The 22663-nt window shown below is 35.0% G+C and carries 10 protein-coding genes; all 10 read right to left on the bottom strand.

Annotated features, from left to right (window positions below):
* Window positions 1–7: 7 nt before the first annotated feature.
* Entirely contained in the window at window positions 8–2215 is a 2208-nt protein-coding gene (locus AC6CH4_RS12265; RefSeq protein WP_498103363.1) for a CRTAC1 family protein, read from the bottom strand.
* A gap of 34 nt (window positions 2216–2249) precedes the next feature.
* Entirely contained in the window at window positions 2250–3734 is a 1485-nt protein-coding gene (locus AC6CH4_RS12260; RefSeq protein WP_498103362.1) for a vanadium-dependent haloperoxidase, read from the bottom strand.
* Between the two features lie 162 nt (window positions 3735–3896).
* Entirely contained in the window at window positions 3897–4439 is a 543-nt protein-coding gene (locus AC6CH4_RS12255) for a hypothetical protein (protein WP_498103361.1), read from the bottom strand.
* 175 nt (window positions 4440–4614) lie between these two features.
* On the bottom strand, window positions 4615–6102 hold the full coding sequence (locus tag AC6CH4_RS12250) for a RagB/SusD family nutrient uptake outer membrane protein (RefSeq protein WP_498103360.1): 1488 nt from the start codon (window positions 6100–6102) through the stop codon (window positions 4615–4617).
* Between the two features lie 9 nt (window positions 6103–6111).
* Complete coding sequence (locus AC6CH4_RS12245; protein ID WP_498103359.1) at window positions 6112–9120, bottom strand: SusC/RagA family TonB-linked outer membrane protein; 3009 nt, start codon at window positions 9118–9120, stop codon at window positions 6112–6114.
* Window positions 9121–9779: 659 nt separating this feature from the next.
* A complete protein-coding gene (locus tag AC6CH4_RS12240) occupies window positions 9780–13901 on the bottom strand; it encodes a hybrid sensor histidine kinase/response regulator (RefSeq protein ID WP_498103358.1) in 4122 nt (1373 codons plus the stop codon).
* 244 nt (window positions 13902–14145) lie between these two features.
* Entirely contained in the window at window positions 14146–16089 is a 1944-nt protein-coding gene (locus AC6CH4_RS12235; RefSeq protein ID WP_498103357.1) for a glycoside hydrolase family 97 protein, read from the bottom strand.
* Window positions 16090–16137: 48 nt separating this feature from the next.
* Window positions 16138–18732, bottom strand: a complete 2595-nt coding sequence (xyl3A, locus tag AC6CH4_RS12230; RefSeq protein ID WP_498103356.1) for a xylan 1,4-beta-xylosidase — start codon at window positions 18730–18732, stop codon at window positions 16138–16140.
* Window positions 18733–18778: 46 nt separating this feature from the next.
* A complete protein-coding gene (locus AC6CH4_RS12225; protein WP_498103355.1) occupies window positions 18779–20362 on the bottom strand; it encodes a glycoside hydrolase family 43 protein in 1584 nt (527 codons plus the stop codon).
* Window positions 20363–20365: 3 nt separating this feature from the next.
* Window positions 20366–22663, bottom strand: a complete 2298-nt coding sequence (locus tag AC6CH4_RS12220; RefSeq protein WP_498103354.1) for a glycoside hydrolase family 127 protein — start codon at window positions 22661–22663, stop codon at window positions 20366–20368.

The following is a 22663-nucleotide window of genomic DNA, read 5'->3' as shown; positions in this document are numbered from 1 at the left end:
ATGTTTTTTAAATACAAACAGGAGAATGTGCTCCGGCCGTTGAAAAAATAGTTCGTTTAATATCTATTTTCGAAAAGTTATTTTCCCCTTCAATAATTTTAATGTATTGATTGGGTTTTATGTTTTTAAACACTTCTTTCTTTTGGTTTTTGGGCCAGGTAATTTCGATCTGATCAATGACCTTCGCTTGTCCAATTCCAATTTCCATTCTTAAAGCCGACGCTCCAAAACTACCACCTGAATTTAATACCCTGTGCACCGATCTGGAAATACCATTTTCTTTGAAAGTAACTTTTACTTTGGCCCCAATGGCAGAACGATTGCTCGCTGTGCCTTCTAATTGCAGTTTTATCCAATTGTTGTTGTTTTGTCCAGGGTTCAGGTATAAAGAATTGCTGAAAGAATCGCCTAAATAAGCGCCACCGACTTCTATAAAAATGTCGTTGTCACCATCGTTATCCAAATCATTAATAGCCACACCATGACCTTTTTGCAGATTTCCTACCCGGCCGGAAACAGTAACATCAGCAAATCTGCCATTCCCCATATTTCTAAATAATCTATTGGGTGATAGTGATTTATAATCCGGATTTCCTGTTCCGAGGTACATGTCCAGAAAACCATCATTGTCGATATCTCCAAAATTGGAACCCATTGCAAATACGGTTTTACTTAGTCCTCCTGCTTTAGAAACATCTGAGAAAGTCCCATCATGATTGTTGTGGTACAAATACATTTTACTGCTTTCATTTGGAATTTTCAGGGCTTCCATTGCAATTTCGCCGGCAATTGAACCGTTAAATTGATACCCGCAAACAAAAATATCCTGCCAGCCATCATTATCATAATCCCAAAACCAGGTTGGAAAAGTCATGACATTGATGCCGGCTAAACCTGCCTGATCTGTAACATCTGTAAATTGCGGAATCCCATTTTTAAGTCCTGTATTTTTTAATAATGTTTTTCTTTTGTTCATACCGGAGAGAAACAAATCAATATCACCATCATTATCATAATCAGCTGATGTCGCTCCTTTTATATAGGCAACAACATCACATTTTGCAGCTTGTGCTACATTAGTAAATGTTCCGTCCTGATTATTCATATACAATTCTGAAGGATACGATTCATTATCTGAGGACTCGTTTCCAATAAATAAGTCCAGATAACCGTCATTATTGAAATCATTCCACGTACCAGCCTGAGTTGGAAATTCAGAATATAAACCGCTTTTAATCGTTACATCAGTAAAAGTACCATCGCCATTGTTGCGTAACAATGAGTTGGGTTGACGCCCGTATTTACGCATCCAGGCTCCTCTCAAAACAAAAATATCAGTATCGCCGTCATTATCATAATCGGCTTGTATCATATTTAATCCTCCTTTGAAACGGCCTAGTTCTGAAACTTTGGAATAATCCAGGAATTTCCCTTTTTTATCATTTTGATAATAATGCATAACACCATCCAGACTCCAGTCAGAAGTTACAATATCCAGATAGTTATCGTTATTGAAATCATCCACTATAACTCCGCCTGACATATTCCTGCCCTTAATACCTGCATTTACGGCAACATCCAAAAAAGGTTTTATACTGTATCCTGAATCTTTATTCAGATTAGGTATCAACCATTGTTTGGGAACTTCCAAAGGATAACCGCCTAGTGTCATATAAGCTACATTGAGCAGCCATCTTGATTCATAATCATTAGGATTTATTGCTAATAATTTCTTATAAATTTCAATTGCTTTTTGAGAACCTTGTCGTATCGTATGAATGCCGTTTTTTTGGATAGGCATAATACATGATTCCGGATTGTGGTAATTCACACAATTCTGTTTTTCACCGAGTCTCATGTATGCAAGTGCCAAATATTGCAGCGATTGAGGATCGTCTTTCCCGTCTATTTTTTTCTTTCTTTGGATGGCACTTTCCAAAATTGCTACAGATTCCGCTTCTTTTCCAAGTTTTAATAATGCATTTCCTTTATTTATTTCATTAAATAATCTAAAAAAACCTTCATCGGAGCTTTTAATTATAGAATCATAATAAGCTACTTCTGTTTTTGACGCAAATGCATTGTCTTTTACATCGTACATTTTTTTTCTGGCCTCCAAAATCTTAATCATCTTATCGTTTGGGTTAGAAAAATAATTGCAGGACTGAGTTAAAATAGATACTATGAGCAGCGATACTAACTGTTTAATTTTCATAATTAAAACATTTTAGATTAGGTTAATCCTGCTATTATTTATCGAATTTTTTGTTTCCTATATGAAAATTATAAAACTTCCAAACTTCATGGGCTACATTTCTGCCCAGCTTTAGTCCTTCAACATTATCTGCCTGGATATGATAGCCTCCCATTACTCTTGAAATTCCTGCCATATTTGCTGTTTCTGTAAAGGTTGGGAATTTAAGCACAACAGGTTTTCCGATGTTGTTTGGTTCTGTCATTGATCCTGGAGTACTACAGATTGCAGATTCTCCAAAAGTATCGCTTCCGGTCCATAGTTTTAATGCTTCACCACAACCGCCACTAATTGTACTGTGTCCGGAAACATAACCTGGAAAAGCGGGACATAAAAAAATATCCGGTGAGTAAGGTCTCCAATCCTGACCTTTCATTTCTATATTTCCAAAACCTGGTCCGCCCCAGGCTTTTATAGTCTGATCTTTATAATAGTAATGTACTAATGCATAAGGACGCGCAAAGTCATAAAACATTTTTGTATCCCAGCATGCTATAAAGCAATCCATAGCCGTTACCTGATTGTAAAAAAACATTTTTACATCCTGATCTAAAGTATGATTATCACGTCTGGAAACATCCTGGGCAAATTTTAGCCAATGTCCTGCCTGTTGTACTGATTTTGGACCATCACGCATAAATTCTACCAATGCTTTTTGTTCATTGGTAAGATTATATTGTAAATCAAGTAGTTCTTTAACTTCATTTTTAAGTTGTTCGGAATCTAATGCAGGTGGCGGTATAGGGCGAAATTGATCTCCTGATTTTAATCCTACAGGCTTTACTTTGTTCCAAAATGGAGTAGCGCAGCCTGGTGCAAACTTACCTCCTTTTCCATCTGAAAAATATTTTGGCTGCCAATGAGCTACATCAATCATTTCGTCAGGGGAATTGACCGGATTATAATTTACATAGTTAAAATAGGGAGTTCCATTTGAACCATTTTCTTCTCCATATTGATTTGATCCATCATGTTTTCTTGCTTCAATTACTGCTTTTGCTGCTAAATTACCTATTCCTGCAGGCGTTTTAGGGTCGAGTGATTTATCATTAGGATCCAGACCTAATTTAACCATAAAAGCTACAAACAAATCTTTGTCTGAAAAATAATATTCACATAATGCATTATAGGCAGCATAACTGATAGCAATCTCCTTATTTTTGAGTGTCTGTTCTTTAGTAGGTCTTCTTTCTATATTTTTTAAATAAACAGGAATTGCTTTTTGATCATAACGGCTCCAGGCATCAAAAACAGCAACAAATGTTAATCCTAAAAAACGAGAAGTCACTGTTGGTCTTGGTTTAAATCTATCAGTATCATTACCAGTGGCAACAACTGCGATTTGTGACCATTTATAGGCCATATTATTTTCTCCAGTTGGTTCTTTAATTTGATTTTTGTTGTCTTTTACTTGTGCAAAAGTATTTACGCTTAAAATGCTAAAAAATAACACTTTAAACAAAAATTTATAAGTTTTCATTTTTGGTTGGTTTATATGGTTGTTAGATAGCTTTCTTTTCAATTAAGATTAATTGACCTTGTATGTTAAATTGTAAATAAGCAGATTGCCCTTAGCTAAAACTCAATTTTAGTCTAAGAATGGTTCTCAAATGCTATTTACATTTTGACATCAAAGGAAATACTAAACCATATCTGGAGGAGGATAATTGGCAGTAAAATATCCTGAAAGAATATTTTGTTTTGGAAGGGATGAATTTAAAGTAACAGTTGAAACTAATTTTATAGAAGTACTTATAAAATTTATTTGGTTACCCTGAATGTAATCCTGAATAAAGGATTTCATTAATTTTTTGCCAGGATTTTCTTTATTTGAATTATCATCAAATAACTGACTATCGACAATTTTTTTTAAATCTTTATTTAAAGCTTCATTATGGGAACTTTTTAAGCAATATAATTTTAAAACATTATTTTGGATCCTTTTCTTAAAGACATGATACGTTTTATTATGGATCACGAAATCTTCATTGGCATCTTCAATACCCGAATCAACTACATAAGCATACGGGGTAATTTTAACTTCAATTATTTCAAAATCTGAATTGTCAGTTTTCTCCATAGCATTCACCCACACTTGCTCTTGTTGTTCAGCAAACATGATATAAAATCCCAAAACATTGTAAAACAATGTTATGATTAAAAAAAGTGAAGCAATTCTTTTCATTTGAATAAAATTGAGCCTGCCTTAAAACTCATTTAAATATTGAAAATCTTAAGTCTTTTAGAAAATAATAGGTGTTTAACAAAACACAACGTATTGATAAACAGCGCATATTAAAATGCGCTGTTTGTCAAATACTAACTTAACTAACTCAAACTAACAAACTTCAGTCACCTGCCTAGTAGCCAGGATTGTTATCACTAGGTTTTATATTTGGATTTGAAGATGTTTCTCTATTTGGTATTGGCCATAATTCACTTCTACCAGTTTTGAAACCAGTTCCCGTCAATTCAGTACTAGCAATACCCCATCTAATTATATCATCAAAACGAACTTGCTCGCCGGCTAATTCTACTTTACGTTCATGAATAAGCGCTGTAAAAACCTGATCTTTTGTAAGCGTTGTTGCTAATAGTGGCACATTTGCTCTAAAGCGAACCTGATTAATGTAACCAATAGCAGTTGCCTGCACACCTCCGGCTCTCATGCTTTCACACTCTGCCATCATAAGCAATACATCTGAATAACGCATCACTTTGAAGTTGATACTTGAATCCAGATTTTCATCAGTACGTTTATAGTAGTTTTGATATTTTTTCCATCCAGCTCTTCTAAGACCTTCTGATGAAGAGAAATTAGCAGCTGTCATTGTATTGGCTCCGTTATTATATTTAGATCCCGGTACGTAAAAAGTTTCTCCAAAACGTTTGTCACCCGGCTCATATTCATCTAATATATCATCTGACGGATACACATTATACCAGCCTAAATTACCATATTCCTGACCTCTAAGCGTAGATTCAGCAACACCATCTCCGGCAGTATCGCTACCCCATTTATCAGCTACTCCTAATTTTTCATCATATTCAATCTCAAAAATAGATTCCGGGCCATGCTCCGTTTCATCCATGAAGTTGTTATAAAAATTAGACTCTAAGCTAAATCCTGTAACTTTACTAAAAGCAACTAAAGCTTCATCATATTTCTTTTGATACAATAATGCTTTCCCTAAATAAGCAAAAGCAGCTTCTTTAGTAGCTCTTCCTTTATCTTCAACGGTTTTGCTTAATAGATTTTTAGACGCAAAGTCAAAATCAGTTTCAATTAATTTGTAGATTTCCGCTTTTGGGCTTCTTGGAGCACCTACAATCGTTTGTTTCGTATAAAGAGGTAAATCACCAAAACGAGGCACTAACAAAAAGTAATAATAAGCTCTTAAAAAATGGGCTTCTGCTAAAAATTTATTCTTTTTCTCCTGCGTTAAAACTGAAGTTGATAAAGCCTGAATTTTATCTTCATTATCTAAGACAAAATTTGCTTTTGATATTCCTAGAAAGCAAGTTTCCCAATAAAACTGGATAATATCACTACTTGCATCAAAAGAGAAATCAAGAAAAGGTTTTTTGTTACCTTCTAATTGAGGATTTCCTTTGTTTTCCTGTGCCATATTATCTAAGGCAAAGAAAATATGTCGGGCATAAAGTCCTCTTGTCTGCAGGTTTGCATAGGCTGCGTTTACTGCAGATTGTACTTGTGCTTCCGATTTAAAGAAAGTTTCAGGGGATAACTGATTTGGATTTGTTAATTCTAAATCACTATCGTTACATGAATTTATTGTTAAAATCCCTAACAATACTACAACTATATATTTTATTTTTCTCATCATCTTTATAAATTAAAATGTAACATCAAGTCCAAAAATTACTGATTTCGGCTGCGGATATCTTCCTATATCAATTCCGGCAGAATTTGCGTTAGCATCTACACGTGCAATTTCAGGATCTAAACCAGAATAATCTGTAATTGTAACAAGATTTTGCGCACTTACATAGAATCTTATGTGTGAAAAATAGTTACTGAACGTATCTCCTGAAAAGGTATATCCTACAGTGACATTTTTTAATCTTGTGTAAGAACCATCTTCAACATATCGTTGACTAGCAGACGACCAGTTTTGACCTGCACCAAGTGCTCTTGGTAGTGTAGCTGATGGATTAGTAACTACTCCATTTACAACAATTGATCTGTCCTGAACTTCAGTACCTGAGTTAAACAAACGCTGCATAGCTTGTAAATCGAACTTGTTTGCGTTAAAAACATCATTTCCCTGAACTCCTGTTATAAAGCAGTTAAAGTCGAATTTTTTATATGCTGCTGTAAGGTTTAAACCATAGGTAAAATCAGGATACGGATTTCCGATATTTGTTTTATCATCTGAGTTGATTACTTTATCTCCATTACGATCAACGAATCTAATATCACCCGGCTGTACAGAAGTCTGACCCGCTCCTAAAACAGCATCTACTTCTGCCTGGTTTTGATAAATTCCATTGGTCTGATAACCGTAAAAATAGAATAATGGCTGACCAACTTCCAGTCTTGAGAAACTCTCTAAACCGGCTCTTCCTGATGGACCACCTAATACACTTGTTACACCCGGAGCTAAAGCTGTTACTTCGTTTTTGCTTGTACCTAAATTAGCTACAGCAGACCATGTAAAATCTCCTTTTCTGTCATTGTATCCAAGTGATACTTCAAATCCGTGTACTTTCACATCGGCGATGTTTTGAATTTGGGTTCCTCCACCGGCTGAACCTACAGAAGCAGGAAGCGGCACTGCGAAAAGAATATCGCTACTTTTATTATTAAAATATTCGAAAGATCCTGTGAACTGTTCATCAAATAAACCAAAATCCAAACCAATGTTTCTGTCATTTTTAGACTCCCACTTCAAATCCGGATTTGCAGCTCTACCTGCTGTAACACCAGCGCCTGCAGCTCCATTAAACGGATAGGTATAATTTGCAGCTAAAGATGAACTGTATTGATAATCGTCTATTCTGTCATTACCTGTTGTTCCTGTACTCGCTCTAAGCTTCAATGTGCTAAAAACAGAATCTGCCATAAAACTTTCTTTGGCAATATTCCAACCTAAGGCAACAGAGTAGAAATTACCGTAACGGTTATTAGACCCAAAACGAGAAGAAGCATCTCTACGTCCTGAAACAGCCAATAGGTATTTCTCATCATAGTCATAGTTAATACGACCTATATAACCTAAGTTATTGGCTTCAATGTTACTAGAACTTAAATTCGCATCCTGTAATCTCAACTGATCTATATCATTTGAAATATAGTAACGGCTGCTTGCAATTAAATTCTTGCTCTTATTCTCAATTTTAGTTATAACTCCTAATACTTCTAAATTATGTTTATCAGCAATAGTAGTTTTGTATGTTAAACTATTATCAAAAACAATGGTTTGTCCTTTAGAATCTGTTTCAGCTGTTGAAGAATAGGCTTGTTTATGAGCTGAACCATCTTCGTAACCAGGAATAAAGGTATGATCATCACTTGTATAATAATCCAGCGAAACTTGTGATCTGAATTTTAATCCTTTGTAAATTTGCAATTCACCATAAATGTTTCCTATTATAGATAATCCATTAATTTTTTGATATCCTAAATTGGCAACACGAACCGGGTTTTCTGCATCTTGCCCATCAGCTGTTGAAGGACCTTGGTAACCCCCTACGTTATTTGCATTATAAACCGGTAAATAAGGTGCCATTTTAATAGCGTGCTCCAATAATGTTCTTCCTCCAGAGGCGCGCTCCGGATTAATTTCACTAAAAGATATTCCAATATTACTTCCAATGGTTAGTTTACCTATGTTTTGTGTATTATTTGCTCTAAAAGAGTAACGTTCAAAACCTGTACTAATAACAGCTCCTTCTTGCTTTAAATATTCAGCAGAATAGCGGCTTGTAGAATTATCTGTACCGCTTGAAAAACTTAGATTGTAATCCTGCATTACACCATCCTGAAAGATTTGGTCCTGCCAATTGGTATTTGTATTACCAAATTGAGCTGCTCTTGCTGTTAAATCACTTCCTAAAGCTTTAGCATATTGCAGATATTGTTGTGTATCTAAAACATCATATCTTTTAGTAATGGTTTGAAAACCTGCGTAAGTACTAAAGTTTATTTGACCTGGGCCTTTTTTTCCTTTTTTAGTAGTTACCATAATTACCCCGTTAAAGGCTTTTGAACCATATAAGGCTGTTGTTGACGCATCTTTTAAAACTGACATCGATTCAATATCATTAGGACTTAATCCAGATAAGTTACCTGTCAAAACTCCGTCGATAACATATAAAGGTGCACTATTTCCCATTGTAGCTAAACCACGAATACTAACACTGGGACTTGAACCAGGTGCGCCATTTACAACAGTAACACCAGCTGCTCTACCCTGTAAGGCCGATTCAGCATTAGTAATAGGAACTGCTGTAATATCTTTTGAACTTACTGTTGAAATTGCTCCTGTTACCTTAGATCTCTTTTGAGCACCATAGGCTACAACAACTTCCTGTAAGTTTTGTGCAGATTCTACTAATGTTACATCAATTGTAGAACGTGTACCCACGGTAATAGTTTGGGTAACTAATCCAACATAAGAAAATACTATTTTGTCAGTCGGATTAACTCCTTTTAAAGAGTATTTACCATCAAAATCTGTTGATGCACTATTTTTTGAACCTTCTACATTAACACTGGCACCAGGTAAAGGAAATCCTGATGGATCAATTACCACACCCTGTATGGTCTTTGATTGTGCCATCACATTCTGATAACTTATCATTAGCAATGCGATTATTGCAAATTTTAATTTTAACATCATATTAATTGGTTTTTTGTTTAGTTTAAATAATTGTTTGGTTGTAAAGTTTTTTATTATTTATTATATCGATATCATTGTAGTTTATTAAACTATTTTCTGCCTCTTTCAAATTTTAAAAAACTCATGATGTGGCGTCTTGTAAAATTGTTATTTTTCATAATCATCATTTTATGTTTCAATTTTGATTTTAAAAAAAGAGGTTTCGATACATAAATGTGGTTTTAATTCATATTCTAAAGTGGTTTTAAGATTGTTAATATTTGTTTCCTGATTATTGCTATTAGTTAAACCAAAAATAGAACGTTAACATAAATTTCACATACTACATATGATGCAAAAACTATCAAATTTGTAGCACGAGAGTTAAAAAAACGAGCAAAATCAGTATTTTACGATTATTTAATATTAAAAATGGAAATAAGAAATTAATAATAATGACGCATAATTTTTCTTGTATTAAGAAATTATAAGTCAATAAATATGTATTTAATAATTACTAAAAAGTATCATATTCCAGCATGTGATTATTGCTTTAATAATTCAAAACCAATATCATTGATTCATATATATTATAAAACCAAAACAACTATCGATTCTCTATTTATTAAAGCAAAAAAAAGACGACATAAGCCGTCTTCTTATAATTCCCTAAAAAAGTACTATCTTTTATTATTATGAGTAGGCAGATAACCATATTTATCCTTATAACATTTCGTAAAATACGAAGGAGAGCTAAAACCGACTTTATAACTAATTTCGGTTATATTATCATTCCCTAATTCTATTAATTCCTTAGCTTTTTCTAAACGAACATTACGAATAAACTCATTTACTGAAACACCTGTAAGTGTTTTAATTTTTCGGTACAATTGGCTTCTGCTTAAAAACACCTTCGAGGCCAGCTCTTCCACACTTAACTCGGTCTCACTAATGTTTTCATTGATATAATGCAGTACATTTTTGATAAAATCATTATCCAGCGTAGTGGTCTTTTCTTTGGCTTTTGGTGTAATTCCGTTGTAGAATTTATTAAACATAATCTGCCTGCTGTTAATCAATTGCACCAGACTGGATCTTAATATATCCATATCAAACGGTTTGCTTAAGTACATATCTGCACCCGAATCAATTCCTTCTAATCTATCTTTAACTAATGCCTTAGCAGATAACATCATTAACGGAATATGGCTGGTTTTTAAATCGGATTTAATGCTTTTACACAATTCTAAACCGTTCATAATAGGCATAATTACATCTGTTAAAATCAAATCCGGCAATTTCTGCAATGCTAATTCTAAACCAACCTGACCATTCTCAGCAACCAGAACCTTGTACTCTTTTTTGAGTTCATTTTTTAAATAATTTCGCAGTTCTACATTGTCTTCCACAATCAGGATCGTATAAATTCGATCTTGTTTTTCCTCATCATCCTGTGAATGAATTTCCTCTTTTTCTATAATTGGCGTGAAACTCATTTTTTTCTCTTTTTTGAATTCCTCAAGCAAAATTTCGCTCTCATTAAAGAAGTCTTTTCCAACAGGAAATAATAATTTAAAAGTCGTACCAACTCCCAATTCACTTTCTACTTCAATTATTCCTTTATGCAATTCAACAAATCCGCGAACCACTTCCAATCCAATTCCTGTACTTCCGTAATAGGCCTTGTTTAAATTGTTCACCTGGTAGAAACGGTCAAAAATTCTTTTTATATCTTTTTTGTCTAATCCTGAACCGGTGTCTTCAACAATAACCTCAAATGAAGGATAAGCAGTAGTTGAATCTATCAAAGGAAAGTGAATCAATTCGTTGTCAACTACTATCTTTACTGCTATTTTGCCATTATCCGGTGTAACTTTGAATGCGTTTGAGATTACATTAAAAATAATCTTTTCGAACATTTTTGGGTCTATCCAATCTTTTAATACTACTTTATTAGTTTCAAACTGCAGCTGAATTCCACGACTAAAGGCTTCTTCATCAAAATAACTGACAATTTCTCTTGTAAAACTGACCACCTCAATTAGTTGTAATTGCAATGTCATTTTATTAAACTGCAATTGGTTAAAATCCATTAGCTCATTGATTAATCTTGAAAGTCTATCGGAACTTTTTTGAATTGTCTGTAATTTATTCAATACACCCTCTGGTAAATTCGCGCTATAATTCTTGATTATATCTCCTAACGGATTTAAAATTAAAGTCAACGGTGTTCTAAACTCGTGCGAAATATTGGTAAAGAATTGTAATTTTTTATTATTTAATTTTTCAATCTGAATCGCTTTTGTCTTTTCAAATTCTATCATTTGTTTTTGTTTAAAGCGATTTTGATAATATTGATTAGCAAAATAAATGGCTGCTAATAACAATAGCGTATAGAATAAATATGCGAAAGATGTTTTCCACCAGGGCGGCAAAATTTCAATTTTTAATTCTAATGGTCTTTGGCTCCAAACTCCATTCTTTTCTGCTGCTTTAACCTTAAAAACATAATTACCCGGCGCTAAATTAGTATAAGTTGCCGAGCGTTTATTACCAACATAATTCCATGAATCCTCAAAGCCTTCCAAATAATAGGCAAATTCATTTCTGGCAGGAAAAGAATAATTAACGGCAATAAAATCAATGGTAAAAACAGACTGATCATGTCTTAGTATTATTTTTTTTGTTTGAGATATTACTTTTATTAAGGGTGAGTTTTTTTCCAAAGGTCCCACTGATTTATTAAAAAGTTTTAGATCTGTAAAATAAATAGGAAGCTGTTTTTTACTTTTAACCAAATTCGTAGGATTAAAATAATTCAGGCCTTCGTAACTTCCAAAATACAATACTCCGTTTTCATCTTTCAGAACCGAATTATTATTAAAGTCATTCCCCAGTAAACCGTCATAGATAGAGTAATTAAAAGTAGTTTTATTTTTTAAATCCAGCCTGGTAATTCCTTTTTTCCCACTTAACCAAATACCACCGTCGTTAGATTCTACAATAGATGAAAGTGACTTTTCATGAAGCCCTTTAAAATTTATGTACCATTTTAGGTTATCTGTTTTTTTATTATAGCTGAATAAACCTGCTCCATCGGTACCAATCCAAATTTCTTTGTTTTTAGCCTCATACAAAGTATTGATAGTATGCGTGCTTTTATGATTCTTGAGTTTTTCAGACATTTTATCACGAAAAGAAACTACTGAAAAAGTAACAAAATCTTTTGTAGTTACCTTGTACAAACCCGTTGTTGAACCTACCCAAACGGCATCATCTGAATCTACCATCACATTTCTGATGTCTAAATTCATTACATTATAAAATGGTTTGGAATTACAATGATGAAATTGCCCATCTGAGGGAGTATAATAATGTAATCCTTTTGCAAAAGTTCCTATCCAAATTACACCTTTGGAATCTTCAGTAATACTCATAATATTATCCGAGGCCAGATCAGTATTTTTTGTATTGTAATTAATAAAGTTTCTGCTTCCTTTCTTCAAAAGAAAAATTCCTTCATTCCAGCTGGATAACCAAACATTCTGCTTTTTATCAATAAATACTTTTGTGATATTGTCGTTTGTTAATCCCGAATAAAAACTATTATCTGATCTGGTAATATGTTTAAACTTTTTAGTTTTAAGATTGTATACATCGACTCCTCCGCCTTCCATCGAAATCCATAGCTGGCCTTCATCATCTTTAGCAATGCCCGTAACGCAATTGGTTTGTAAGGACTGTGAATTCCCCGGCAAACTTTCGATAATATTGACCTTGCTGTTTATTTTATCAAAAACACCTAATCCTTTGTTATAATAGCCCAGCCAAATTCTGCGTTCCTTATCCAGAAATAAGGACCAAACCGAATTTGAACTTAAACTGCGCATGTTGAATTTGCTGTTTAAATATTTTTTTTGAACAACACCCTGATCATTTACAATGATAAGTCCGTCATTTTCTGTTGCACAAAGAATTGTTTTGGGATCTGTTGCCAATATCGACATAATCCTTTTTGTAGTAATAGGATAAGAAAAAGCCTCTTTAGAACTTAGATTTACATTAACCAGGCCTTTATATCCATTGCCAATCCAGAGGTTTTGCCTGCTGTCCATAAACATAGAGACTATATTTCCGGATAAAATTTGATTATCATTTTTAGCAGTTACTTTTTTAACCTCATTTTTTAACTGATCCAGTATTTTTAAACCAAAATTGGTACCCAAATAAATTGTTCCGTCTTTATCCTTTACCAGACTATTAATAAGATAATTGGCCGGATTAGCAACATCCAGTTTTACAGAAGTTATTTCCCTTGTCTTACTATTTAATTTGAGCAACCCTGCGTTAAACGTTCCTAAAAAAAGATTTCCATTATTGTCTTCAATAATACTCTTGACAGAAATTACAGTTTCTTTTTTTGCTTTTTTCTGAATATCAATACTTTCAAAACTATTTAAATCGCGATTATAAAGACATAATCCTTCATCAGTTCCTATCCACAACCGGTTGCGAACATCGACATAAGTTGCATAAATCAGGTTGCTATTGATAGAATTAGTTACGTTGGAATTTTGCTCATAAGAAACATAATTTACTCCATCGAATTTATATAAGCCTGCACCATTTGTTCCTATCCACATAATCCCAAATTGATCCTGTGCGATGGTATAAATGCCACTTTTTGAAGACTCTTTATTTACTAAACGAAATTGATAGTTTTCAAATGTATTTTGAGAAAACAAGTTATTTACCAGAAAAAATAAAATGACAATGAATCTTAAACAATTTTCTTTGGACATTATAAAATGATTAGTAATTTAAATTAAATATATACTATTTAATCGAAAACCAATTGTTTGTTTTTCAATTAAATACAACATTGACTATTTTTTAAGCTTAAAATCTTATTCTAAACTTTCAGAATTAAGAAGCAGAAATTTTAAAATTCCTGCTTCAGGTTTCTATTTTCATAGACTCTTCTAAGTTCCGGTCAAACCGAAAATTAGAAGTTCTGTATATTTTCACTTCGTATAAAAAAATTAATTAATTCAGTAAAAGCACTCCCCCGTTACCAGGGATTTTTATTTCTACTCCATTATTATTTTTAAGCGTGTATGTTTTTAGTTTTCCGTTTAAATTTTCATCATCCAAATAATACTTCAATGTTGTACCAGAAGCTAACATTGGTAGTTTTAGTTTAATTTTTAAGGTTTCTTTTTGAGCATTAATCCCTGCTATATACCATTTGGTTCCTTTTCGGCGAGCAAACACGACATATTTACCCGGATATCCTTCTAAAAAACGAACTTCATCCCAGGTTGTCGGAACTTCTTTCATGAAATCTATAGCCCAGTCCGGAGCATCATTTAAATTGTTGGGTGCCAATGCAAAATGTTGAACCCCACTCTGAAAAAGAACCGCCGTAGCCAAAGCAAATACATCTGAAGTTCTTCGTTTTGAACCTTTATTGGGAATATTGTCACTATTATAAAATTCATTTAAGGCGCTTCCACCAAAATCCATACTACCAACCGTATTTCTGATAAAAGTATGCGTTGCGGCATTTGTAGCTTCATTGTCACAGCTGGCCTGTCCAAAATGCAGATTCTCGCTCGCTAAAACAGCCTCGCTGGCCGCATAATTTGGATACATTCGCTCCCAGCCTCTTGGTAAAGTACAACCGTGAAAAATCACCATTAAACCAAAATCGTTCGCATCTGTCAGTATATCTTCGTATAATTTCATTGTGACTTGTTTATCTCCACCAAAAAAATCTACCTTAATACCTTTTACACCAATACTTTTCATCCACGCCATTTCCTTACGACGGATTATCGAATTATCCATCTTTCCTCTAGGACTCTGGGGTGCATCATTCCAATAGCCATTCGAATTATACCATAAGTACAAACCAACGCCTTTTCCTGCACCATATTTCGCCAGTTCAGCGATTTTATCTTTTCCAATCTGAGTATCCCAAAGTGCATCAATTAAAATCGTTTCATATCCCATTACAGCACTAAAATCTATGTATTGTTTTTGAACCGGAAATGTAGTATTACCATCCATTTTCATGATCCAGCTCCAGGAACCTTTGGTATATTGGTAGGTTTGCGAAGATTCGTACTTTGGTTTAACCAAATCAAACGGAATAGTAGTTTCTACAATTGGAGCAAGGGTTTCGCCAATGGTAATAGTTCGCCATGGCGTTTCACTATTAAGTGCCATTCCCGGTGCTGTCGTTCCGTTTCCGTTATTCTCACCTGCCATTGGAAATCCGATAGTATATAATCCTTTATCATGTCCAATTAATCTGCTGCCGCAATAACCACTGTCAACACCTGTCTCAGAAATTAAAACCCAGCCATTATTTTTCACTTTAAAAAGAGATGGAAACGTATAACCTTCACCCATTCCATTTTGGCCCATTGCAGCGTCTAATGTATACGAAGTTTCATAACTAGGAGCACTTCTGGCATACCCTGTCATTGGCTTGCTTTGCGGACAAAGAAATGTTGTGGTTCCTTCAGGCAGTACAAAACCAGAAACTTCTTCCTCTACCACACATGAGAGCACCTCATTTTGAGGATAGATTTTATATTTAAAAGCTACATTGTTATTACTCACCCTAAATATCACATCAATAGCAGGTTTGTTCTCTTTACTAAAAGAAAATACGACTTCATTAGCCTCATAATGAACATTACTTTGCTTGATATTAGGCTGTTCATATGTTTCATCAATTTTATTTTGAGTTGCATCTGCTTTTAAAACTAATCCTGTTGTAAAATCACCAACACTCGTTTTCAAACCCAGCGGAGAATTTTCAAGAAAGATTTTTTCATTGTAGGTAATGCTATAAGAAGGCATTCCGTTAGAAACCACAAGAGAAACTTTGAGTTTTCCGTCAGGACTCTTTACGACAGATTGTGCACTTACTTTAAAAAAACCTAACAGACATAAACATAAAACATACTTAAAACTCATAATGTACTTTATATTAATTACTTTTTTGTTTGTAACAGAATAGCTAATTTATTGAATTAAAACTTTAATCACTTTTAAATCTTTAATATCTGAACTCGTACCATAATAAACTTCATATTCACCTGAAGTTACATTCATTCCTCTCTTCTTTGAATCATAAAATTCAAATGAAGAGGCAGGTAAATCGATTGTCACTTTTTGACTCTCACCAGCTTTTAAATCGATTCGTTTAAAAGCTTTCAATGTTTTTAAAGGACCGCCTGTATCATTTACTTTTCGAACATACACCTGAACAATCTCTGTTCCGTCTCGTTTGCTTGTGTTTTTTATGGAAAAATTTAGCTGCGTACTTTCAGTTGTTTTTAAGCTAGTTTTAGCCAAATTTGCTTTACCAATTTCGAATTTTGAATAACTTAAACCAAAACCAAAGGGAAACAAAACATCTGTCGTATAGCGGTACGTGCGACCTTTCATGGAATAATCTTCAAAGTCAGCTAGTTTATCTGAGTTTTTGTAGAAGGAAACCGGCAGTTTTCCAGCTGGATTATAATCTCCAAAAAGAACATCGGCTACCGCCTGACCTCCGGATTCTCCCGGATACCAGGCTTGTAAAATCGCATCGCAGCTTGCTGTTTCCGGCGTTAAGGCAATGGCAGAACCGGAGCAGTTTACAAAAACTACTTTTTTGCCTGCTGCTTTCAGTTCTTGCAGGCATTTTCTTTGTACCGCAGGAAGTTCAATATTGGTTCTGTCGCCGCCTTTAAAACCGGGGTAAGAAACCGGCATTTCTTCGCCTTCCAGCAAAGTCGAAAGTCCACCAACAAAAATTACCGTATCAATGCCTTTTAATTTTTGAAGTAAAGCAGCGAAATTGATATCATGCTCTTTTCCAAAATCGAATTCAAGATTCGCCTGCCAGTTGTTTGACTGAGCATACAAAATTTCTATTTTATATTTTTTCCCTGCTTCGACTGCAAATTTAATCTTGCCCGGAAGCGTGCGCCAGTTGGTATATTTTGCTAACGATTTGCCATTTACCAATAATTCAAAAGCTCCGGTAGCACCCGTTTTAAAAACAAGACTGTCATTTTCTTTAGCCACAAATTCCGTTTCATATTTCGCTGAAAACCCTTCTAATTTAACGCCCGATGCAAATTCATGCTGACCCGCAGTTGTCATTTTAATCGGATTTACAATTTGCTGTGTTGTAACACTATTTCCTTCTCTGTTTGGATTGTTCCAGTAAGTAGCTTTGATTCCTTTTTTTCCTTCAAAAGAAAGCTGGTCAAAATAGGTTTGATTTACCTTGTCTTCGACTAAATCACAGGCTTTGTCATACACTATTTTATCTGATGCAACTTTTGATTCTATACCGCTTTTAATGGTAATTGTTTTAACTGGCGTTCCATTATAATTTCCCCATAACATTGGTTCATTATCCGCGTTCGGACCTATAACAGCTACTTTGTTTATGGTTTTATTTAATGGCAAAATGTTGTTTTTATTTTGCAAAAGCGTCATTGACTTTTGTGCCATTTCAAGCGCTAACTGCTGATGTTCTTTGCTGTTAAGTACAGAAGCCGGAATTTGGGCCCAAGGCACAATCGCGTCATCATCCATTTCTCCTAAATCAAAACGGCCGGTTAAAACACGAAGCAGGCTTTTATCAATATCAGCTTCCTTTATTAAGTCTTTCTCAACGGCTTCAGGCAGGTTTTTAAAAGGATATTTCTCCCAGACACATTCCACATCAGTTCCTGCCAGAACAGCTTTTGAAGCTGCATGTGTTGCATCAGACGAAACTTTATGCGTGGTATAAAAATCGGTAACGGCTCCACAATCTGAAACGACCATATATTTATAACCCCACTCATCTCTCAGAATACGCTGCAATAAACGGGTATTACTACAGCAAGGTTCATCATCCAAACGCTGATAGGCACACATCACCTGACGCACATCGGCATCCTGTACCAATGCTTTAAAAGCAGGCAAATAGGTTTCGTATAATTCACGGGGATCTATATTATTCAGGTTCAGTTCGTGTCGGCTCCATTCCGGACCGGAGTGAACCGCAAAATGTTTGGCACAGGCTAAAAGTTTACGGTATTTAGCATCTGCAGGACCTTGTAATCCTTTAACGACTGAAATTCCCATTTTCGAAGTTAGATAAGGATCTTCACCATAGGTTTCCTGACCACGGCCCCATCTTGGGTCTCTGAAAATATTAACATTCGGTGTCCAGACTGAAAGACTCAAAAATCGTTTGTTTTCATTACCGCCCTGAATCCATTGATTGTATTTAGCTCGTGCTTCATCAGAAACAGCGTTAAAAACATGGTATACAAACTGATCGTCAAATGAAGCTGCCATACCAATTGGTTCCGGAAAAACAGTGACATTGTCATTATTCGCATAACCGTGCAGGGCTTCACTCCACCAATTGAATTTTTTAATTCCGAGTCTTGGTATCGGATCACTCTGGTCGCACATTAAAGCCGCTTTTTCTTCAAGGGTTAATCTTGAAATTAAATCTTTGGCACGTTCTGTTGAGCTCAAAGAAGCATCCTTAAAACGGTATTGCTGCGCATTTGCGCTAAAAACAGCAACTAAACTTATGAGAAACAGATAACTAATTTTCATGATTTTCTAAATTATGTTATGAATATTTTTGCGACCTTAAATCGACTTAATTATTCTTTGAAATTTGATCCTCAATATAGAAATAGTCAAAGTCGACAAAGCCTCCCACATTTTTTGTGGCATAATTGAACAACCCGAATCGATAGCCGATAAAATGCGGAAGTGTATAGGGCAGTTTTATTTTTTTTCCAATACTGATCCATTTTTTACCGTCTAAGCTGTAAAAAAATCTTCCTTCATCTGCTCTGTCCTTAAAGTTGCATTCTGCCCTGAAATAAATTTTATCCTGAGTTAAAGGAACGCTCTCTATTGTTGTTGGAATATCTTTCAACGCTTCAACCATCACAATTTTTTTCGAACCTTTTTCAACCTTTACTCCGATCAGTCCGAAGTCTTTTTGTAATAAAGAAAGTCCTGCGAAGTCGCCATCTTTCATTTTAGAAACTTCCATCCCGATTGTTCCTGTACTTTCAGGCCCAAAAGTTCTTTGGGTTAATGTATTTTTTGCCTGAACAAAACTACTGTCGATTCTTCCGGTTTTTAATCTTAAGTAACCCTTTCTTTCTTTTACCGACCAGAGTGAATTATCCGGATTGTGGTTCCACTGCCATACTAAAGGCAAATCGGGATCATTTTTTTTTCGGTTAAAATCATCTGAGTTTACAATTCCGGGAATTAAACCTTTGCCTGCCGGTAAATTGAGATATTCCGGTACTTTATTATTTTCTCCTAAAATTGGCCAGCCGTCTTGCCACGTAACCGGAACAAAATAAGGAATACGGCCCACTCCTCCAAAATCCCTGAACAGATAAGAGAACCATTTTCCGTCTGGTGTGTCGATAAGTCCGCCCTGCGCCACGCCTAAATCCTGTAAACCTACTTTTCCTTCCCACGGACCTGAAATTTTATCGGCTCTGTGTATAATCACCGTTCGCATTCCATCTTTTGGCCAGACGATATTAAACAGATAATATTTGCCCTTAACTTTAAATAGCTGTGAACCTTCAGATTGCAGCATAATATTGGTACCGGCGGGAGCACTAGCGTTTTCAATTAGGACTTTTTTTGTTTCTTCTTTTATAGCCGATAAATCTGAATTTAATTCTACTATATTCAGTTTTCCAGCGCCCCAAACCATATAAACCTTTCCATCTTCATCAAAAAAAATAGAATGATCGTGATAAGATGTAGTGAAAACGGTTCTTTTCCATGGTCCTTTTTCTATATCTTTTGTAGAAAAAATATAGGTTTTACCCGTCGTTCCGGAAAAGGTGCTTACGTAATAAATACCATTGTGAAAATTCAGGCTGCTTGCCCAGGACCCTCTTCCGTAATCATTTTTTCCGTCATCCAGATTTAATTTATCATTATCATCTTCTAAGGTTTCATAGGCATAATTGACCAGTTTCCAATTTACTAAGTCGTCCGATTTCATGATGGGAACGCCGGGATTCATGTGCATGGTCGTGCTGCTCATGTAATACATATTATTTACACGAATGATCGACATATCAGGAACATCGGCAAAAATAATCGGATTCTTTGCCTTGTTTTGTGCATAATTACATAAAGTAAAAAGTAGCATAAGACTAAAAAAAGTATTTGTAATTTTCATTTTATTTGGTGCCATTTTCTACTCTTTTATAATTCTGAATTGATGAAATTTTGGACTATTGCTTCCGTCATTTGATTTTATGATGATGATGACAATTTCAATATTTTCAACATTTAATCGAATAGTTTTATTTGCTGAAGAAATAATTTGCGCCGGTTTATCATTGATGAGAATCGTAATTTTATCAGTTTTAAAATCGGCAGTGCAGCTTATATCCAAATATTTTCCCGCCTTATTTTTATTTAATAATTGATAGGAAATATAAGAGCGTGTGCTTCTCCAGGCTTTGGTGTCGTCGTAACCGGAATCACTTTTTTCGCCTTTATAACCATGATCTACTTCTGACTGTTGTTCACCACAATTAATTTTATCGATGGTTTTAGCTTCCAAAGCCAATGCCTCAATTTCCTGTTGCTTCAATAAGGCATGTTTTTCCTGATACTGTTCTTTCGTATAATTTTGAAAATACATTTGATAGCGCGCGTCATGAATTTCAAAAAAAGGCTGTAATTCCAGAGAATCTAAACGAAAATGCAGATTTCCTTCTTCCTTCAATTTTGCAATATACCCTGCCTTATCTCCAATCATTTCGTACGCCTGATCCAACGGGTAATATTTACCGGAAGCGACATGTCCCATTCGGCTGTCATCGGCAAATAATCCATCTAAATCTTTGTTTGAAGTTTTGGCGGCCAATACAATAGGGCCATTTACAAAAGCACTCCAGTTGGATCCATCAGGCAAGCTTTCTAAATGTGTAGAAGTTTTGAACGTAACGGTAATCTTGTCTCCTGATTTCCATTTTCTGTTAAGCGTTACATAACTGGACGGCTTTGCTTCTGTTTTCTGAATCTTTCCATTGATTGAAACTTCAAAATCCTGAGCCCATTCCGGACGGCGAATATTCATACAAAATGTTTTGCTTTTCTTTAGTTTCAAAACAAGCGCTGTACTGTTTTGGTAAGGAAATTTGGTATTTTGTTCAATATAAATATCCTTTTCTTTCCAGTCTAAAGTCGACGGAATAAAGAGATTTACAAAAACATCATTAGAAGTGTGGCTGTAAATTAATTCACCATATTTTGAATGATTTTCAAGCCCTGAACCCACACAGCACCACATGCTTGTTTCGGGCTGGGAATACACGCGATAGTGATTTGGCCTGATGGGAGTAAAATACACAAAACCACCTTTTTCAGGATGCTGGCTCGAAAGAATGTGATTGTAAAGCGTACGCTCATAAAAACCAAGATAACTTACCTGATTTTTATCCAGAAACAAGGCTTTGCACAAGCGCTCCATATTGTAGGAGTTACAAGTTTCCGGTCCCTGATTTGATTTCAGCATTCCGCTAAAATCTTCGGTTGGATTAAAATGCTCTGCAAAACTATTTCCTCCAAAAGCTACGCTGCGTTTTTGGGTAACATTTTCCCAGAAAAACTGCGCGGCATCTGTCCAGTCTTTATTTCCGGACAGTACACCGATTTTTTCAAAACCAATCACTTTTGGTATTTGGGTATTGGCGTGCAAACCTGTTAACTTATCTTCTCTTTTCTCCAGCGGATTTAATATTGCTAAGTGTGAAACTTTTTCTGCTGTTTCCAGGTATTTTTTGTCTTTGGTAATGATATATAAATCGGCAAAAGATTCGTTTATGCCGCCATGTTCTGTTTTTAATATGTTTTGAATCTGATCCTCAGAAAGCGGACGAATTAATTCGATAAACCAATCGCCCAGTTTTATTAAAACTTCCTTTGCCTTTTCATTGCCGGTATAGCGATAGGCATCGGTTAAACCGGCAAAAAGCTTGTGAATATTATAAAGCGGAACCCAGGTATTGTTTAATCCGAAATTGCTTCCGTCGATGTCTCCGTTATGAATGCGGTCCCAAAAAACTTTTCCCTGCGGAATTCCACCCACATAACCATTGCCGTTTTTTTGCTGACATTTCTCCAATTCTGAAATCATATAATCCAGTCGGTTTTTGACTTCGATATTTCCTGTTGAAGCATACATCATCGCCAGAGCCGAAAGATAATGCCCGGCAATATGACCGTCAAGTCCTATACTTTCCCAATTGCCGTAACGTTCTGCCTTTACCGGTATTCCGGAGGCTATAAGATAAGGCGCTAAAAGCCGATCCGGATTCATCTCTAAAATGTATTTGAGATCGACATCCTGGGCATTTTTAAACGGACCTTGTGTTAATCGTACCTCCTTTAAATCAAACAACTGCATTTGAGCTGTTACGGACGATGTTACAATTAAGCCCAACAGGCAATACAAGATTCTATATTTTATAAAAAGATTATTCAT

It is taken from the genome of Flavobacterium sp. GQ95 (assembly GCF_059758655.1).
Note: the sequence above shows the minus strand (reverse complement) of the source record. Positions and strands in the feature narration are given on the sequence as shown.